The organism is Gemella sp. oral taxon 928 (assembly GCF_001553915.1).
In the GTDB taxonomy this organism is placed as follows: Bacteria; Bacillota; Bacilli; order Staphylococcales; family Gemellaceae; genus Gemella; species Gemella massiliensis.
Genome location: NZ_CP014233.1, coordinates 443,744 through 462,594, shown reverse-complemented (window position 1 = coordinate 462,594; position 18,851 = coordinate 443,744). Strand labels below are relative to the sequence as shown.

The 18,851-nt window shown below is 29.4% G+C and carries 16 protein-coding genes; 2 read left to right on the top strand and 14 right to left on the bottom strand.

The features are described from left to right. Positions 1 to 178: 178 nt before the first annotated feature. The 12 genes from AXE85_RS02050 to AXE85_RS01995 form a co-directional block, all read right to left on the bottom strand. A complete protein-coding gene (locus AXE85_RS02050; RefSeq protein WP_062172893.1) occupies positions 179 to 742 on the bottom strand; it encodes a histidine phosphatase family protein in 564 nt (187 codons plus the stop codon). Positions 743 to 829: 87 nt separating this feature from the next. Next, positions 830 to 1,387, bottom strand: a complete 558-nt coding sequence (locus tag AXE85_RS02045) for a histidine phosphatase family protein (RefSeq protein ID WP_062172892.1) — start codon at positions 1,385 to 1,387, stop codon at positions 830 to 832. Positions 1,388 to 1,398: 11 nt separating this feature from the next. Then, positions 1,399 to 2,367, bottom strand: a complete 969-nt coding sequence (gene nrdF, locus AXE85_RS02040) for a class 1b ribonucleoside-diphosphate reductase subunit beta (protein WP_021752530.1) — start codon at positions 2,365 to 2,367, stop codon at positions 1,399 to 1,401. Between the two features lie 19 nt (positions 2,368 to 2,386). Continuing rightward, positions 2,387 to 4,477: a class 1b ribonucleoside-diphosphate reductase subunit alpha gene (gene nrdE, locus AXE85_RS02035; protein ID WP_062172890.1), complete on the bottom strand. Its 2,091-nt coding sequence runs from the start codon at positions 4,475 to 4,477 to the stop codon at positions 2,387 to 2,389. Then, entirely contained in the window at positions 4,464 to 4,844 is a 381-nt protein-coding gene (gene nrdI / locus AXE85_RS02030) for a class Ib ribonucleoside-diphosphate reductase assembly flavoprotein NrdI (protein ID WP_062172888.1), read from the bottom strand. The genes nrdE and nrdI overlap by 14 nt, the downstream gene beginning before the upstream one ends. 268 nt (positions 4,845 to 5,112) lie before the next feature. Beyond that, entirely contained in the window at positions 5,113 to 5,829 is a 717-nt protein-coding gene (gene treR / locus AXE85_RS02025) for a trehalose operon repressor (RefSeq protein ID WP_040460791.1), read from the bottom strand. A gap of 166 nt (positions 5,830 to 5,995) precedes the next feature. Next, the gene (locus tag AXE85_RS02020) at positions 5,996 to 7,402 is read right to left on the bottom strand and encodes a peptide MFS transporter (protein ID WP_062172886.1); all 1,407 of its coding nucleotides are present in this window, start codon (positions 7,400 to 7,402) and stop codon (positions 5,996 to 5,998) included. 411 nt (positions 7,403 to 7,813) lie between these two features. Continuing rightward, positions 7,814 to 8,014, bottom strand: a complete 201-nt coding sequence (locus tag AXE85_RS02015) for a cold-shock protein (RefSeq protein WP_021752428.1) — start codon at positions 8,012 to 8,014, stop codon at positions 7,814 to 7,816. Between the two features lie 235 nt (positions 8,015 to 8,249). Then, entirely contained in the window at positions 8,250 to 8,726 is a 477-nt protein-coding gene (gene rpoE / locus AXE85_RS02010) for a DNA-directed RNA polymerase subunit delta (protein ID WP_021752427.1), read from the bottom strand. Between the two features lie 20 nt (positions 8,727 to 8,746). Then, the gene (gene argS, locus AXE85_RS02005) at positions 8,747 to 10,381 is read right to left on the bottom strand and encodes an arginine--tRNA ligase (protein WP_062172883.1); all 1,635 of its coding nucleotides are present in this window, start codon (positions 10,379 to 10,381) and stop codon (positions 8,747 to 8,749) included. Between the two features lie 27 nt (positions 10,382 to 10,408). Next, entirely contained in the window at positions 10,409 to 10,786 is a 378-nt protein-coding gene (locus AXE85_RS02000) for a hypothetical protein (protein WP_062172881.1), read from the bottom strand. 3 nt (positions 10,787 to 10,789) lie between these two features. Continuing rightward, positions 10,790 to 12,703, bottom strand: a complete 1,914-nt coding sequence (locus AXE85_RS01995; RefSeq protein WP_062172879.1) for an ABC-F family ATP-binding cassette domain-containing protein — start codon at positions 12,701 to 12,703, stop codon at positions 10,790 to 10,792. A 454-nt stretch (positions 12,704 to 13,157) separates the two neighbouring features. On the opposite strand from AXE85_RS01995, the gene AXE85_RS01990 reads away from it, so the two are divergent. Both AXE85_RS01990 and AXE85_RS01985 read left to right on the top strand, forming a co-directional pair. Continuing rightward, positions 13,158 to 13,844, top strand: coding sequence for a YdjY domain-containing protein (locus tag AXE85_RS01990; RefSeq protein ID WP_062172877.1), 687 nt, complete (start codon positions 13,158 to 13,160; stop codon positions 13,842 to 13,844). 79 nt (positions 13,845 to 13,923) lie between these two features. Then, positions 13,924 to 15,120: a TVP38/TMEM64 family protein gene (locus AXE85_RS01985; protein ID WP_062172875.1), complete on the top strand. Its 1,197-nt coding sequence runs from the start codon at positions 13,924 to 13,926 to the stop codon at positions 15,118 to 15,120. Positions 15,121 to 15,521: 401 nt separating this feature from the next. Here AXE85_RS01985 and AXE85_RS01980 read toward each other — a convergent pair whose 3' ends face one another. Then, positions 15,522 to 18,134: an FtsX-like permease family protein gene (locus AXE85_RS01980; RefSeq protein ID WP_062172874.1), complete on the bottom strand. Its 2,613-nt coding sequence runs from the start codon at positions 18,132 to 18,134 to the stop codon at positions 15,522 to 15,524. Between the two features lie 4 nt (positions 18,135 to 18,138). After that, entirely contained in the window at positions 18,139 to 18,840 is a 702-nt protein-coding gene (locus tag AXE85_RS01975; protein ID WP_062172872.1) for an ABC transporter ATP-binding protein, read from the bottom strand. Positions 18,841 to 18,851: the final 11 nt, after the last annotated feature.

Below are 18,851 nucleotides of genomic sequence, written 5' to 3'. Positions count from 1 at the left end.
GCAATACCTTGTTTAAACTGTTTTAACTAAGATAAAATTTAACTTTAAAATTAATTTTAAAAAAGAATATTTTCAAAAATTTAACACTTCTCAAATTTGATTAAATTTGCGAAGTGTTATTAATTAGGTTATTAACTAAAAAAATAAAACCGTACCTTAACTAATTTCTTATTAATTGCTATTTATTAAACTCTATTAATGTAAAATTCTCTCCGTCATAATCCAAAATACTTACCGATGTATTAATAATAGTACCTCGTCCTACTTTTTTTATACCTTTTTCAGTAAGAAATGAACGAATTAATCCACCATGACACACCGCTAAAATAATTTCGTTTTGATGTTCTTTATGTTTTTCTTTGAAAAATTCTTCTACTCTATCAGCTGCTTCTGCATCTGTTTCCATTCCACGAAATTCTCCTGCTGTAAGACCCGCACTATATTCTTTAAAAGAAACTCCCTCGTATCCTCCATAAGATTTTTCTATTAAACGTTTATCTTTGTTCACTTTAAGTTTAGAATTATTTTCGCTATTTGAATTATCCAACATATAACGTGCGGTATCAAATGCTCTTCCCAAGGTGCTACTATATGCCGTATCTATTTTGTATCCTTCTATTTTTTTACCCGCTTCTTTTCCTTGCTTTATCCCCTCTTTATTAAGCGGAATGTCACTATGCCCTTGTACCTTTTTACCTTTATTATAGTCCGTTTCACCATGTCTTGCTAAAATAATTCTCATATCATTCTCACTTTCTTTAATTATTATATACTTTTAACAAATAAAGCAGAACATTAAATTATTTATTTGTCCTGCTTTTATATATTATTATATATTAAATTGTTCCAATGTAAAGTTTTTCCCATCAAAATCTATTACATTTAATGCTGTATTATTTATTAGTATATTTGTTTTAGGGTAAAGACCTAATGTTCGCAAAAAAATTCTAATCAAAGCTCCATGACAAACTACCAAAATAGTTTTATCTTCATGAGAATTATATTTTGACGCAAAAAAGTCATTTGTTCTTTTAAATACTTCAGCATCAGTTTCTATAGTTTCTAAACCTTTATTATTTTCTAAAGCTGTAAAATATTCATCAAAGGTCACTCCCTCAAAATCTCCAAAATATTTTTCTATCAATCTATTGTCTTTTTCTATAATAAAGTTATTATTCCCTGAATGTTCAAGCATAAGAGCTGCCGTTTTTACAGCTCTTTTTAAGGGACTACTAAATGCCAAGTCTATATTAAATTCTAAGATTTTATCAGCAGCTTTTGTTGCTTGAGCTATCCCCGTAGCATTCAGTTCTATATCGCTATGTCCTTGAATTTTTCTGTTTTTATTATAATCCGTTTCACCATGTCTTACCAACAATATTTTCATGATATTTACTCCTAGTCAAAAATAAAATCTTCATCTTCTATTGATTCGACGTTCATACTTACTACATAACCATCACCCTTTACACTAAAGAAATCATGATTTTTAGTAGAGGTATTCATCGCATTTTCAATAATAGGATTAATATCCTTATCTTCAAAATATCCCGGATAACCTAAGTTTGCCAAGGCACGATTTGCATTGTATTCAACATAATCTTTTACTTCTTCGTACAATCCTATTTCACCGTAAATATCTTGGGTATATATCAGTTCGTTTTCATATAAATCTAATAATAGTTTATACATTTCTTTATTCGCACGCTCTTGTTCTTCGGGAGTTAATGTTTTGAAAACCTCCTGTGCATCAAAGCCGGTAAAACTACCGTGAATAGTTTCATCTAATAAAATCTTACGGATAATTTCTCCTGATGTGGTTACTTTTCCTTGCCCTGCTAAGTATAACGGATAAAAGAACCCGCTGTAAAAAATGTAGCTTTCTAAAAATACAGAAGCAACTCGTGCCATATATAAATCATAATTTTCTACTTCTTGTTTAAAAAGTTTTAAATAATATTTTTCAATAATTCTCGCTTTAAATTGTAACTCTTTATTACTTGGTACCCATTCGTCTAATAAATAATCCGTTTCTTGACTTGATATTAAGGATGTAAAAATTGTTGAATAGCTCTTGGCATGAATCTGCTCCATCATTCCCATAAAACTATATACAGCTTGTTTACGCATATCCTCGGTGTGAAGAGATACTAAGGGCATTCCAATATCTCCTTGTTGAGTGTCAAGTCCGGTTAGTCCTGCCAATACTTTTTTATAAGTATCACGTTCTTTGTCATTTAAGTCTTCATTCCAACTTTTTATATCTTTTGATACCTTAAACTCCGTATCAACCCAAAACTGTGCAATATTTTGTCGCCAATACATAAATGTTAAGTCATCTTGTTTATTCCAGTTTACTGCTTTCATCTATGATTCCTTTCTCTTATTATATTGAACATGATGTACATTCTTCTACTGATAGAAGTTTATTACGTGTATAATATAGGGATTTTAGTCCTTTATAATGAGCATAGATATAATATCTAGCTAATTCTCTTGTTGTAATATCTGAATTTACATATAAAATTACAGAAATACCTTGATCAATATGTTCTTGAATTACTGCCATTAAATCAATTAATTTCATTTGATCCATCGTAAATGCCGATTTATAATACCATTGCGTTTTTGGGCTTAAGTATGGCATCGGATAAAATGTTTCAGCGTTTCCATATGTTCTACGTTCAATTTTATCAACGATTGGTAAGACACTTGAGGTTGAGTTTTGAACATACGAAATACTTTGTGTCGGTGCAATCGCCATTCTATAAGCATGATATAAGCCATTTTCTTTTACTCTATTTTTTAAACTACGCCAATCTTCTTTAGTTGGGATATAAATATCTTCAAACAAGATTTTAACCTTATCTGTCTGTGGAAAGAAATCTTGTTCTACGTATTTATCAAAATAACTCCCACTATAATAATCAGATTTTTCAAAATCTTTAAAAGTTGTATTGCGAGCTTTTGCAATCTGCATCGAACGTTCTAATGTGTAGTAGTTCATCATCATAAAGAAAACATTGGCAAAATCTTTTGCCTCTTCGCTCTCATAGGCTATTAAGTTTTTTGCTAAATAACCGTTTAAGTTCATCGCACCTAAACCTACTGAATGAAATTCTTCATTAGCTTTTACTACACCGGGGGCATTTTTTATCTTGGTTGAATCACTGACAAACGTTAAGGCATCCATGCCGGAATAAATAGATTCTTTAATTTTTTTACTCTCCATTACATTTACAATATTTAATGACGCAAGATTACATGAAATATCACGTTTTATAATATCTCCTTCTCCATAATCTTTAATAATTGATGTTTCTTGTAATTGGAAAATTTCCGTACATAGATTACTCATTTTAACCTGTCCAATATCTTTTAACGCATGATGTTTGTTTGCATTATCTTTAAACATTAAATACGGATACCCTGATTGAAGTTGTGTTTGTGCAATTAAATTTAACATATCACGAGCGTTGTATTTGCGTTTTAATATATTTTCATTATCTACAAATTCATCATAATATTTTGCTAAATCAATATCATCAAGAACCAATCCGTATTCTTCATAAATTGAATGTGGCCCAAACATATAAAAGTCTTTATTATCTTTAGCCAACTCAAAAAATAGGGACGGCACTATAATTCCGGTTGAAATAGTCGGTAAACGTAACTCTTCATCAGCATTTACTTTTTTAGTATCCAAAAATTCCAACACATCATAGTGAAAGATATTCAAATAAACCGCTCCTGCACCGGGGCGTTGTCCCAGCTGATCTGCATAGGCAAAACCTTGTTCAAGAGATTTAGCAACAGGTATAACACCCTTAGCCACTCCTTTTATTCCTTTAATACTTTCTCCACGTGCACGAAGTTTAGATAGATTAATAGCTACCCCACCTCCAATTTTTGAAAGTTGTTTTGCCGTAGAATCAATGTAATTAATAGAATTTAGTGAGTCGCCTACTTCCAGTAAGAAACATGATACTAATTCTCCACGACGACTACGTCCGGAATTTAAAAATGTCGGTGTCGCAGGTTGAAGACGTTGTTCAAGCATTGCAATAATTAGTTCTTTAGCGAGATTTACATCACCATCGGCTAGATACATTGCAACGATAAATACGTGTTGGTTAAAGTTTTCCAAATATTGTTTTTTATCATTTGTTTTTAGAGCATAATCTTTATAAAATTTACTTGCTGCCATGTAACTTTTAAACTTGAATTTAAAGTTTGCAGCCAGTTCTAAGCATTCTAATATTTCATCTTCAATATATTTATCAAAAATATTATAATAAAAATTTTCTCTCACTAAGTAACGTAATCGTTTAATTTCCGAACTAAACTTTACGGTTTTATAATCTACTTCACGAAGAAACTCCTCAATGGCTTCTTGGTCTTTTTCTAATTTGAAAAAACCTGTTTCACCACGTTTCGTTACCTCATTATTTAATTCAATATGGTTAAATTTTTCCATTCTTTGTACTCTCCAAATAAATTTTCTTGAATTTAATTAAATCTCTAGTATTACCATGTAATTCTATTTTCATTAACAATGGCACATTATATTGTTTGCTAATTGTTTCTGATGCCTTAGCGAAACGATTTCCCCAATTTTTATTACCACTCCCAACTACACCGACCAGATGCTTACCATTTTGTTCTAAAAACGTAATAACATCATCAGGTACTTTCCCAAAACCAATCGTCGGTGTGACAAGTATATAGTCAAAATCTACATCATAATCTACTTCCCACAAATCCAGTACATCTTCGACAGGTATTTTACAGCGTTCAACAAATCGTTTACAGTTTCCTGTTAAAGAAAAATATATTACTTTCATGGTCCCCCTCCAAAACTCTGAGAAATTATTTCCCGGAAATTTAAAACTTAATTAATATTATACCTTGTATTTTATTTTTTTTCAATAAATATTTTTTTGATTTTCCGACTTAAAAATTTAATACATATTTTTTATTTTATTTTCTAATCTTCCACCTTTATTCTACTCTTTTCTTTGCTTTTACTATAACAAAATATTTTATAAATTTTTTTACCGAAATGTAAAAGAGTATATATTAGCCGGCTACTAACATATACTCTCTTTAAGATTATTTTTTATTTGTTCTACGTGCAAACTCTGAAAAATGAAATTTGTCTACCCTGTGGCGACTTTCCGTATAATGAAGAAAATCTGTTCCTTCCGTATATACATCGCCCTTTACAACTGCAATATGCTTATTATCGTTCAAATCAATATAGTTCTTGTCTTCTTCATTTATCGGCTCTATTTCAAAGTGTTTATTACCATATGAAATTTTAATCCCCATCTCATCTTCCAAATAGTCATACAATGAATCTTCTACCTGTCTTGTCGGAACGTTTTCTATAAAAGTTTTCTTGATATAGTCTTTATCTAAAATAACAGCTTCACCATCTATAAATCTCTGTCTTAACAAATAAATCAGTTTTTCTCCTCTTTTAGCCAGACCGAGTTTTATTAAAAATTCCGGAGCTTCTATTTCCTTGTTTTCTATTACTTTTGTAGTAGAAACCGTATTTTGAAGTTCTTGTATTTCTTTGAAACTTATAAGCCCTGAAACCGGTACTCTGTATTTATGAATATCTAAAACAATAGAACCCTTCCCTTGAATTTTATGAATATAACCATTTTCTAGTAACAGTAAAAGTGCTTTTCTAATAGTTTCCCTAGATACACCGTATTCTTTCGCCAATTCGTTTTCACTTGGCAACAGACTGTTATATCTATATTGCCTGTTTTCTATTTTTTCTCTTAATTCTAAATAGATTTTAAAAAACTTATTCATGATTTCCCCCAAATAAAATACTATATGTTGATATTTTAACATAATTTTTTCTATTTAGGAACATTTTTACTCAAAAACTTTAATTATCAATTCTGTTTTTATTAAAAATCGTAAATATGTAAACCAAATTTCATCTATTATAATTTTTTATTTAAGTAAATTTTTATTAATTTTCTTCTTGAGCTATCGCTTTTGCTTCTTCTTCAAGTTTATCTATGTGCATCATATCATTTAAGCGACCTTTAATTAGAAGCAACACTATACCGAATATTAATACTATCGCACCAATGTAAGTAAATACTTGAGTAAAGCTTAATTTTACTGTTAGTTTTGCTAAATATCCTGAAATAATATTTGATAATGAGAATGTCATATACCAGATACCCATTGATAATGATGCGTATTTAGCCGGTGATAATTTGTTAAACAATGACATTCCAATTGGAGAAAGTAGTAATTCTCCTATAGTTAACAACACATAAGTTATTAAAATATATGATATATTCATTTTAGCACCTGATTCTATATTTCCACCAATAGTGTTAACACCTAAAATCATAACTCCAAATGCTATACCTGAAAGTATCATGCCTAGACCCATTTTAGTTCCGGTATCCAAATCCCCGTGTTTAGTTTTACTTAGTTTAACCCACAATGCACCGAATGCAGGCGCTAATGCTGCACATAATAATCCGTTAAATGAAATTAACCACGGTGTAGGAACTGTCCAACCGAATATTGTTCTATCTACTGCTTTTTGTGTAAGAATTGCAAATGATGTTTGTGTTTGATACCATGCAGACCAGAACAATGTTGAGAATACAAATAGTATAGCCATAGCTTTCATTCTATCGATATCAATTTTAGTTAATGGATGATTTACTGATTTTTTAGCTTTTTTACTTGCTACAGGATATTTACCTTTTTCTTTTAACCAAGAAGGTGCAAATAAAGCAAAAACTAAAAATTGAACAAATGCCAATGCTGCCGCCACTAAGAAACCATAACGATAACCATAAGAGATTACTTTGCCGTCACTTCCGACTTTAGCAAACCAACTGTCTGTCATTAAACCGAAGATAATCGGTCCGAATAGGCTTCCTATATTAATAGCCATATAATAAATACTGTATGCGGCGTCTTTCATAGTTACTTGGTCACGTTCATATAACGCACCTACCAACGCACTAATGTTACCCTTACCTATACCGGCTGCTATTAAAAGTAATAATAAGCTGGCTATTACTGTCCACAGTTCACTGGTGGAAAAATATAGTGCTACATATCCAAAACAGCTGAACAATGTTCCTAAAATAATCGATTTTTGGATACCTAAATATTTATCCGCTAACCAACCACCTACAAGTGCCATCATATAACCTAAAGCACCATAATAACCGTATAATTCTGAAGCAAAACCTCTATCCAATCCTAATCCGTTTTCTGCTGTACTGGCAGTAAAGAATAGAATTAAAAATCCTATAATACCGTAAGCATATAAGTTTTGTAACACGGTTACAACGTTAACCAGATGTAGCCCTTTGGGGTGCTTCATTTTTTCAACATTCTCCATAATTATATCCTCCTAATAAATAATTTATGTGTTACGCTTTCATTATATTATATAAATTCTCATAAATCAATAAAAATTTTAGTAAGAAAACTTATTATGAAAATTATATATTTTTATTACTAAAAAAATATATATTCATTTTATTTAATTTTTTTAAAAGAAAAAATATCAAATATTTTAAAATTTTCTATATTGACATATTTTAATAAATCTAATAATACACCTTATAAATTCATTATTTAACCCTTATGTTAAATTTTATAATTATTTTAATCTATATATATTAATATCAATTAAATATTATCACTTACTTTTTTATATTTTCAATTATATTTACATTGTTTTTAAAGATTTAATATAAAAAGAAAGTTCCTTTGATTATCAACAGAACTTTCTTTTTGTTTTCATTATTTATAGAGCAACTACGTTAGCTGCTTGCGGTCCGCGATTTCCTTCTTCTACTTCGAATTCTACTTTTTCGCCTTCTTTTAAAGTTTTAAATCCTTCTTTTTGGATACTAGAGAAGTGTACGAATACATCTTTTTCACCCTCTACAGAAATAAATCCGAATCCTTTTTCCTCGTTGAACCATTTTACTGTACCTTGTTTCATAAGTTACAATCTCCTTTTATTTTTTATTATCAATAATCAATCGTATTCTTGCTTTTAAAGATAATAAATAAAATAAATAGAATATCTTTATTCACTTACAAAACTTAAAACCTGTATTACAATTATTACTTTATATTTTACTGACTTTGTCCATTATATCCTATTTAGAATAAATTAGCAATCAATATGAAAACACCGATAATTTTTATTTTTCGGTGCTTTTATTGTTTAATTCTTAAAATTCGTCTTCTTCTTCGTTTATATTAAACTTAGATACTATTCCGCCATTATCAAAGTCATAGACTTCATCATTTTCTTCTATGTCTTCTTCTTCGATTAATTCGTCAACTTCGTCATGAACATCTTCTTCATCTTCATCAACCATTTCATCAAGTTCTTCATCTTCGATTTCAAATTTTTGAACACTTGGTTCAACAAAACTCTTAATATCCTCAACTAACAGCGTATCTCTTAATTTCCAACTTCCATCTTCTACACAGATAAATCTTCCATCTAAATTTAAGTCAGTATAAAAATATGCTGCTTGAGCTGAAAACTCTTCTTCATCTACTTCTCTTAACGGTTTTATATAATCAAGAAAATCATAAATATTTAATTTCTCAATTTTTTCATCTATCATATATGCGTAACATAAGTCTATTAACGACATTTCTTTTATTTTTTCACCGCTTAATTCTTTTAATTTCGTCATTATCTATTATATCCCTTCTTTTACATTTTTTCCGGAGCTGATACTCCGATTAGTTCCAGTGCATTTTTTATCGTTGTTTTAACAGCAGTTATTAATGCTAAATAACTCTGTGACTGTTCTTTATCCTCTGTTATTACTTTATTATTGTTGTAGAATTTATGGAATGAACTTGCTAAAGTTTGTAAATAATTACAAATTCTATGAGGTTCATAATTTATAGCTGCTTGGGATACAATCTCCGGGAAGTATGCTAAATTTTTAAGTAAATCTACAGAATAATCATCTGTTAATAACTCATAATCACAATCGGTCACATTAATAAAACCTTGTTCTTCAGCCTGACGTAATATTGAACAAATACGTGCATGTGCATATTGAACATAATATAATGGATTATCATTGGATTGTTCTTTAGCTACTGCGAAATCGAAATCCAAATGACTGTCCGCACTTCTCATTACTAGAAAATAACGTGCAGCATCCTTTCCTACCTCATCAATTAAATCACGAAGCGTAATAGATTTTCCTGTTCTTTTACTCATTTTTACAACTTCGCCGTTATTTAATAACTGAACCATTTGCATAATTAGAACCTCTAATTGTTCTGCTTTATACCCCATCGCCACAATACTGGCTTTTAAGCGACCGATATATCCGTGGTGGTCAGCTCCGAGAACATCAATTAATAAATCAAAACCGCGATCTAATTTATTTTTATGATAAGCTATATCGCTGGTTAAATACGTCAATGCACCGTCCGCTTTAATCAATACCCTGTCTTTATCATCACCGGTTCCAAGTGCTGTGGTTTCCAACCATAACGCTCCATCTTTTTCATAAACAAAACCTTGTTCTTTCAAAGAAGCTAATGCTTTGTCTATAGCACCTTCTTGATATAATGATTTTTCGCTAAAATATACATCGTACTCTAAACCAAAATCACCAAGATCTTTTTTTATATTATTCAGTTCATATTCTATTGCATAATTACGAATAAATTCTTCTAAATCGGTACGTAATAATAGACTGTCGCCGAATTTTTCTTTTAACTCTTTTCCGAGAGTTTTAATATCTTCACCATGGTAAGCATCCTCTGGCATTTTTGCATCCAGACCTAATGCTTGTTTATAACGAACTATAGCGGAACTAACAAGGTTATTAATTTGATTGCCTGCATCGTTAATATAATATTCACGTGAAATATTATAACCCGCCTTTTTCATAATTCTGGCTAAAGAATCTGAATAGGCAGCATTTCTGGCGTGACCTACATGAAGTGTTCCGGTAGGGTTAGCAGATACATATTCTAACAATACTTTCTTGCCGTTCCCTACATCAGTTTTCCCGTAATCGTCACGTTCTTTTAAAATTTTATCTATTATACCGCCAAGGCTCGATTTTTTAACATAAAAATTAATAAATCCGGGACCTGCTATTTCAATTTTTTCAACAGATTCATCATCTTCTATATTAGAAATTATCTCTTCGGCTATTATACGCGGATTTTTTCTTAATACTCTTGTTAACTGCATAGCAACATTAGAAGAAAAATCTCCGTTATTTGTGTTTTTCGGTGTTTCTACATAAACTTCTATATCGTTTATATTTAACTTTTTCAAAGAATTTTGCAACAATTCTACTATTTTAGTTTTCAATTACAATACCTCCTTAATAAAATTACTCTAATTGCGTTTCAATAATATTTTCAATGTATTTTTTTGTTTGTTATCGGGATTAAAAATAATATTATAACTTATTTCAAAGAAAACAAGATTATTACGTTCTTTTTTCTTTATCTTAATAAGCTGCATAGCAAGGTTAACTATCCCCATTTCAGTTTTATAATTAGATTTTTTAACAATATAAGTTATATCAATTTTAAAATCATCTTTCTCTATACTAACACTTTCTTTTATTTTGTCAATAAAAATTTTTATTTTTTTATTATTTTTATCATAATACTCTATTTTTTCATATTCTTTTTGATTAAAATATTCTCCAATATAGCTTTCCTCAAGAAGTTTTTCTTCATCTACATAGGTTGTAATTTTTATCTTCATCTATCAATCCCGCAAACTTTCTAATTCTTCTTCTACCATCAGCCACTCTTCATTTAAAGTATCCAGTCGGTCGTTAATAACTTTTAATTGTTCATTAAATTCTTGAGTTTTTATGGCATTTGTGTAAATTTCTTCTTTTATTAATTCTGAATTAATTTCAGAAATATGGTTTTCCAACTCTTCGATTTTTTCAACTATTTCATCTCGAGTTCTCTCCAGCTTTCGAAGATATTTTTTTTCTTCTTTACCCAATATATAACTATTTACTTGTTTTTTTTCTATTTCTACTTCTTTTTCTTCTAAGCTCGCCAGTAGCTTTTCTTGTGCCAATTTTTCCAAATAATAATCATAATTTCCTAAATAAATACTGTAACCCTTATCTGTAATATCAAGGACTTTATTGGCAATTTTATTAATAAAGTATCTATCGTGACTGACAAACAAAATAGTTCCTTCGTAATTTTCCAACGCTTCTTCTAAAACTTGTTTACTGGTTATATCTAAATGGTTGGTAGGTTCGTCCAATATTAAAAGATTATTCTTTTCTAGCATAAGTTTAGCTAGTTGTAATCTTGCTTTTTCTCCGCCGGATAAATCTTTGACAATTTTTAAAACATCATCACCTCTAAAAAGAAATCTTCCCAAAACATTTCTTATTTCCGCTTCTTTCATTAACGGGTATTCGTCCCAAAGCTCATTTAAAATGGTTTTTGATGATTCAAATTCAGCTTGTTTTTGATCATAGTAGCCTAATGATACTTTACTGCCATAACTAACTGCCCCACCAAGAGGATTTTGCCTTTTAGCTATTGTTTTAATCAAAGTAGATTTACCAATACCATTTTTTCCGACTACCGCTATTCTATCTCCTTTATAAATAGAAAAATTATATTTTTCTCCAATCTGACTGTCATAACCCACAGTCAAGTTGTTTATCATTAGAACATCTCGTCCGCTTTGTTCTTTTATTCTAAACTCTATATTTGCTGCTCTGTTATCTTTTTTAGGATTATCTATAAGCTCCATTTTTTCTAACACTTTTTGACGGCTTTTTGCCATTTTACTGGTAGAAGCACGAGCTATATTTTTTTGGACAAAGTCTTCCAGTCTTTTTATATCTTTTTGTTGACTATTATATTCTTTTAATTGTTTACTATAATCATCTTCGTATTGAACTATAAACTTGGTATAGTTCCCTACATATTTTTTTAATTTCCCAAATTCAAGATTATAAACTACATTCACTACTTTATCTAAAAAATATCTATCGTGGCTGACTATAACAATTGCACCGTCATAAGAACCTAGATAATTTTCTAACCAAGCTACATTCTCCATATCAAGATGGTTAGTCGGTTCATCAAGAATTAGAACATCAGGTTCACTAAGAAGCAGTTTTGCCATAGATAATCTAGTTTTCTCACCACCGGAGAATGTACTTATTTTTTTATCAAATACTTCTTTTTTAAAATCTAAACCGAATAAAACACTCTCTATTTTACTTTTATAATGATAATCCTTATGGGTTAAAACTTCATTTTGCAACCTGTCATAACGATTAAGAAGTTTAGAGTCTTTTTCTAAATTTTCCGGTGTTAATTCAGAAGAAAGTTTTTCTAATTCTTTTTCCAAGACTATTATTTCAGAAAAACAGGTAATCATTTCTTCATATATCGATAAATCCTCTCTAACAATAAACTCTTGTGAAAGATAACCTATGCTGGTTCCTTTAGATACCGCTCTTTCTCCGGTATCAAAGCTAAGAGTACCCGCTATAATTTTAAGTAATGTACTTTTCCCCGCTCCATTTCTTCCGACTATAGCTATTCTATCTTTATTATTTATCTCCATTTTTACATTCGAAAAAATTTTATTAACAACAAAATTTTTTGTTATATTATTAAGTTGAATTAACACTTTCTCACCCCTTTTTATTGTCTAAATTTTATATGTAACTAAAACATTATACCACAAACTATATATCTTAGCTAATACTATAGTACACTTTTACCCTTTTATGAGAAAATTTCTCAAATAATTATTCCTCTTAGTTAATTGATAGTTAATATCAATTAAAACAATTATCATCTACTTCATTATTATATTTTAAAATATAATTTTTTTAAAACTTTATTTATATAATAATTAAATATTTTTAAAAGTTAAATTATATTTATTAACGTTTTATTAAAATATAATTTTATCTATCCATAATTTTTATAAAAAAATATTTTTTGTTAAACAATTAAATTTCTATAAAAAATATTTTCTAGCTATTTATATAATAATGTTTTTATCAAAATATTATTGTTTAGTTTTTATATAAATGTTATAATACAAATACAAAAATCATTTCAGGGGGTATTTCGTAATGAAATCGAAAAAAATATTATCTGTCTTAATGTCTGCAGGATTATTAGTTACGCTTGCCGGTTGTAGCAATAGCAACAACAATAATTCATCTACACAAAATTCTAATCAGCCTGCTGACTATGTAAAAGGAGTTTCTTTAGATAAACCGCTAAAAGTGGACAAAGAGGCAGGTACTGTCACAGTACTAACTAAAGTTAACGGTAAATATTTCGAGCAATCTACTCGTCATAATTCTGTTGAACAAAGCGGAACTAATGGTGCTAAATCTATCTTTACAGCATTTGCTAAACCGGAAGATTTTTACAACGCACTTATCGAAATCGGTGCTAAACCCGGTGAAAATATGAATGCTAACAATGCGGAAACTACTCATGTTGAAGGTGATATAATCGATACAAAAGTAACTTGGAACGGTGCTAACAAAGATTATGATATTAACGAAGTAGTAAAAGATAGCAACGGTAAAAAAATTGAATTCCATTTTGGCGGAAACTTAAAAAATGCTAAAGAAAAAAATACCGGTTGTCTTTCTTGCCTAGATAGTTGTCCGGTGGGTATCATTTCAAATTCTACTTACACTTATGGAGCTGTTGAAAAACGTAAAGAGGTTAAATTCACCGGTAACCAAGATGTTTTACCGGAAGACGGAACATACGTTGCTGTTATTTACAGTGTAAAAAAATAATTAATTAAATTTATATTCAGTCGGAGTATCTGCTGTTCTGATACTCTCGACTTTTATTTTAAAAGATTGGAGAGATTTAATGAAACGTTTAAGATTACTATTTTACTTCACTACTATTGGAATAGCCTTAGGTTATTTTTTTGCAGTGTTGCTGTCATTTTTCGTTCAATATGCAATGTTAGCTGATGAAAGTCTTATAATGTATGTTTGGACGCTATATGGTATTATGACAGGTTTTGTCTTTAAAAAAATCGGCAACAAATATGGATTCTTCATTATTGAAGGACTTGTTTTAATAATGATGCTTATTGCCGGTAGAATGAATATTCTATTTTATATTACTAAAGAAGCACTTGGATTAACGTCAGTTAAACAGATTCATACACCGCTTCTTGTTATCATTGTACTGGTAAATATTATTAACTTCTATATAGTCTACACTCGTTCTAAATATCAAAAAGTTTATAGTCGTGAAGAGCTTAAAAAAATTAAGGAAGAAGAGGTTAAACTTAGTGACTTACGTGAAGTAAATCCGGAAGAAGAAGCTAAACGTAAAAAACAACGTAGAAATGCACGTATTATTACTATTGTTGCCTTCGCACTGTTCTTTGCAATTTATTTTACTGTCCCTAGTTTTAAATCAGGAATTAACACGGCATTTGCAACGCTATCACAGTTTGATACTAATGCTGTTATTGAGTATCTTCGTAGTTGGGGAGCGTGGGCAGCCGTAGTATCATTTATTTTAATGATTTTACAATCAATCGCCGCTCCTATACCGGCATTCTTAATTACATTATCTAATGCTGCTATTTTCGGTTGGGTAATCGGTGCTGTCCTTTCTTGGTCATCTGCCATGGCAGGTGCTGCTGTGTGTTTCTATATAGCACGTGGTTTAGGTCGTGATGTTGTTGAAAAATTAACAAGTAAAGGTGCTATGGCCAGTATTGATGTTTTCTTCGAACGTTATGGAGATCGTGCTATTTTAATCTGTCGTTTATTACCGTTTGTATCATTCGACTTTGTCAGTTATGCTGCCGGTTTAACCAATATGGGATTCTGGAAATTCTTTATTGCGACAGGTATCGGACAACTTCCGGCAACTATCATTTATTCTTATGTTGGAGGTACACTTTCAGGCGGAGCAAGAAATCTGTTTATAGGTTTAATGTGTCTATTCGCCCTATCTATCGTAATCGGTATTATGAAAAAAATATACATTGATAAGCACAAAAAAGAAGAAGAAAAACAAAAAACCGGTGAAATGGTAAAATAAAATTATAAGTAATTTTCTAAACTATTTTAAAAAAACTAATTACACCTCTTTATGAAAGTGTAATTAGTTTTTTTTAATAACTAACTCCTGTTTGAGTTAATTGCGAAGTAAATAAAAATTTATTTATATCTATCGTTACATTATTTTTATCTAAAATAAGATTTGATGCTATAAAAATTTTAAATTCTCCTGTTTTATATTCTGTAAAATTATTTCTATTAGAAAAATTTTTCTTTGCTAAAATCGTAATAGCTTTTCTCTTTCTTCCTCCTCAACATAATATCTCATCTAAAGTTATAATTATGTTATATCTTTGTTTTTTTACTAAATATTCTTGTGCCTTTTTTGTAACAGTAATCGTCATTATATCATCTCCTTAAAAATAATAATATTTTTTATAACTACTCTATAGCTTTAAGTGCTTCTACCATATTTACTTTTTTCAGTTTTCTGTGCATGATTAACGTTACAACTATAGTTATTAATATAGTAACTCCTGTTGCCAAGGCATAGACAATAACAGGTACTCTACTACTAAACATCATATTCCTTCCTGCCAGTTCCAAGATTATTCTTAAATATAATCTATAGCCGAGATAATTCCCCAATATTATTCCAACACCGCTCAAATAGAATATTTCTCTAAAAACATATATCGTCACTTCCTTTGGATAAAAACCAAGCACTTTTATCGTTGAGAGTTCTCTAATACGTTCTGAAACGTTAACATTAATTAAGTTATACAGCACTACTAATGCCAATGTTACTGAACAAAGTACCATTACTGCCACAATAATATCTATACCTTTTATAAAATTATCCAATGTTTCCTGAATTTTTGAATTATCACTTACGCCAACAATATCTTTATTATTTTTTAATGTGTTTGTTAACTCTTCTACTACACCACTGTTTTCATTTGTTTTTATTAAAAATGTATTGTCCTGATATTTTTTACCGAACACAGTTTCATAATAATTTTTATTTATATATATAGTATGACCGAAATAATTTTTATTAATCGCTCCTACTTTTAAACTATATTCCTTATCATTAACGATTACCGAAAAATTATCACCTATATTCAGTTTATGCAAATATGCCAGCTTTTCATTAATCACCGCACTATCTTGAGGTAAATCCAATTCCTTTGAATTATCTTTTAATGATATATAATCTTTGTAGTTACTTTCGTCTAAGGTTAGCAACTGAATACTGTCCAATATCTCATGATTTTTTTCAATAGTGGCTAACTGCATATTCACTTTTGCACTTCTAATTACATTGTTATTATTATTAATTTCATTTTGAATATTATCGACATCTTTTTCATCAATATATGGATTATAAGTAGCTGCTATATCAACTCTATTTATAACTTTGAATTGTTCGTTAGATATGTCTATGACGCCATAGCGTATTCCAAAACCTATAAACATTAGCGCTAAGCATCCCGTAACGCCAAAAATAGTCATAAGCATTCTTATTTTATAACGAAAAATATTTCTAAATGTTACCTTTCTTAAAAAGGTTAATCTTCTCCAAATGAAAGAAATTTTTTCTAAAAATATTCTACTACCTCCACTAGGTGCTTTAGGTCTTAACAAATAAGCACTTTTTTCTTTAAGGTTTTTTCTAAGTGGTATAAAAATTGATAAAATTATACAACCTACAGCTATACCAAATGCTGATATTAAAATTAACGGGCTGTAGACTGATACCGGTTTATTCAGCGTGAAAAATCTGGCATATGAATTATAAACCACCGGTACAATAACTAAATAAGCTCCTATTATACCTAATATTGTTCCAATTAAAGTTGATAACACCCCATAAATATAATATTTTTTAGAAATTTGCCAGTTGCTGTATCCTAAAGATTTTAATGTTCCTATATTTATCCTATTTTCATCTATCATTCTGGTTAAAGTCGTCAATGAAACCAAGATAGATACTACAAATAAAAATATAGAAAATACATTAGCTACAAAAGTTAAACTGGCAGCTGAATCAATAAATTGAGCATAATTTTTCAATCCTCTAATATTTTCAACATTAAATCTTGGATAAGTTTCATTTTCTAAACTTCGTTTTGCTACATTAAGCTGTTTTTTATTCTCTTTAATTTTCAATTCCGATTCAGTTATTTTTTTTACTTGTTGATTATACTGATTAATATCAATATTTTTTAGTGCTTCCACCTGATCTTTTGTATCTTTTAGAGTTTTTTCCGCTTCAATTATCTTTTGCTCATTTTCCTGCAATTTTTTCTTATTAACTTCTAAATAATTTTTTTCATCTATTCTCTGCTGTACTTGAAGTTGCTCTATTAAATTATCTCTACTTTTATTTACTTCTTTTGTGTAATTTTTATCACTATACTTATATTTAATATTTGTTAGTTTTATGTTTACTCCGGTTGCATTTTTAAAAGAAAAATTTTCTTTAATTACATAACCGAAGTAATCTTTATTCGCTAAGTTATGATTTGAAACTTCAATATGATCTGCCCCTTGAACAAAACCTACCAGTTTATAACTTGTTTCTTTTAACTTATTTTCGTCGCTATCATTTTGATTGAATGTGATGGTATCACCGATTTTATATTTATTTTGCAATGATTCCACCAATGCTATTTCCTTATTATTTTTAGGGAGTTGTCCGGAAGTTATTTTTGGTGTTGCTAATTTTTCAGGTAGCGATTCTACGTTTAAATAATCACCATTATTATTTATCTGCAATTTTTTTATATAATACTTTTCTAATTCTGAAATGTTATCTAATTTTTTTATAACATTCAGGTCATCATCACTAATTCCAAAATTATGTGTAATTCTTAAATCATAAAAATTGTATTTTTCAAGGTGTTTATTGTAGGTATTTTCCATAGTTGGAGATGTTTCTTTTAAACCGACGAATATAAAAACACCTAAAAACATTATTATCATTATAGAAATAAATTTTGCTTTTGTTTTTAATATTTCTCTAAAAATGTCTTTATTTATTGCTTTCATAACACTACCACTCTATTTCGTCTATACTTTTTGGATTTTTATTGATAATAATATCTTTTACTTTTGCATCATAAATTTCTATTACCTTATCCGCCGCTTGTGCTATTGAACTGTTGTGAGTAATAATAATAACCGTTTTATTTTCATTTTGACAATACTCTTTTAAGATTTTTAGTATACTTTTCCCTGTTTTATAGTCTAACGCCCCTGTCGGTTCATCACAAAGTAAAACATCAGGATTTTTAGCTATTGCACGTGCTATAGCTACTCGTTGTTGCTCACCGCCGGATATTTGACTTGGGAAGTTATGTAATCTATGTTCTAAGCCAACAATTTTTAATATTTCTTCAGCCGATTTTGGACTCTTTACTATTTGTTCAGCCAATTCTACATTTTCCAAAACGGTTAAATTCGGTATTAAGTTATAGAATTGGAAAACAAAACCAATTTTTTCTCTACGATACTTTGTTAATTCTTTATCATCTAAAGCTACTATTTCCTTACCAAATATTTTTATTGAACCCGATGTTGCTGAATCCATACCTCCAATAATATTTAACAGGGTACTTTTCCCCGCTCCGCTGGGTCCTAATATAACAACAAATTCCCCTTCGTCTATTTCAAAATTTATATTATCGTTCGCAATTACTTTGTTATCATTTTCTCCGTATTCTTTTACTAAATTTTTGACTATTATTTTTTTCATATTATCACTCT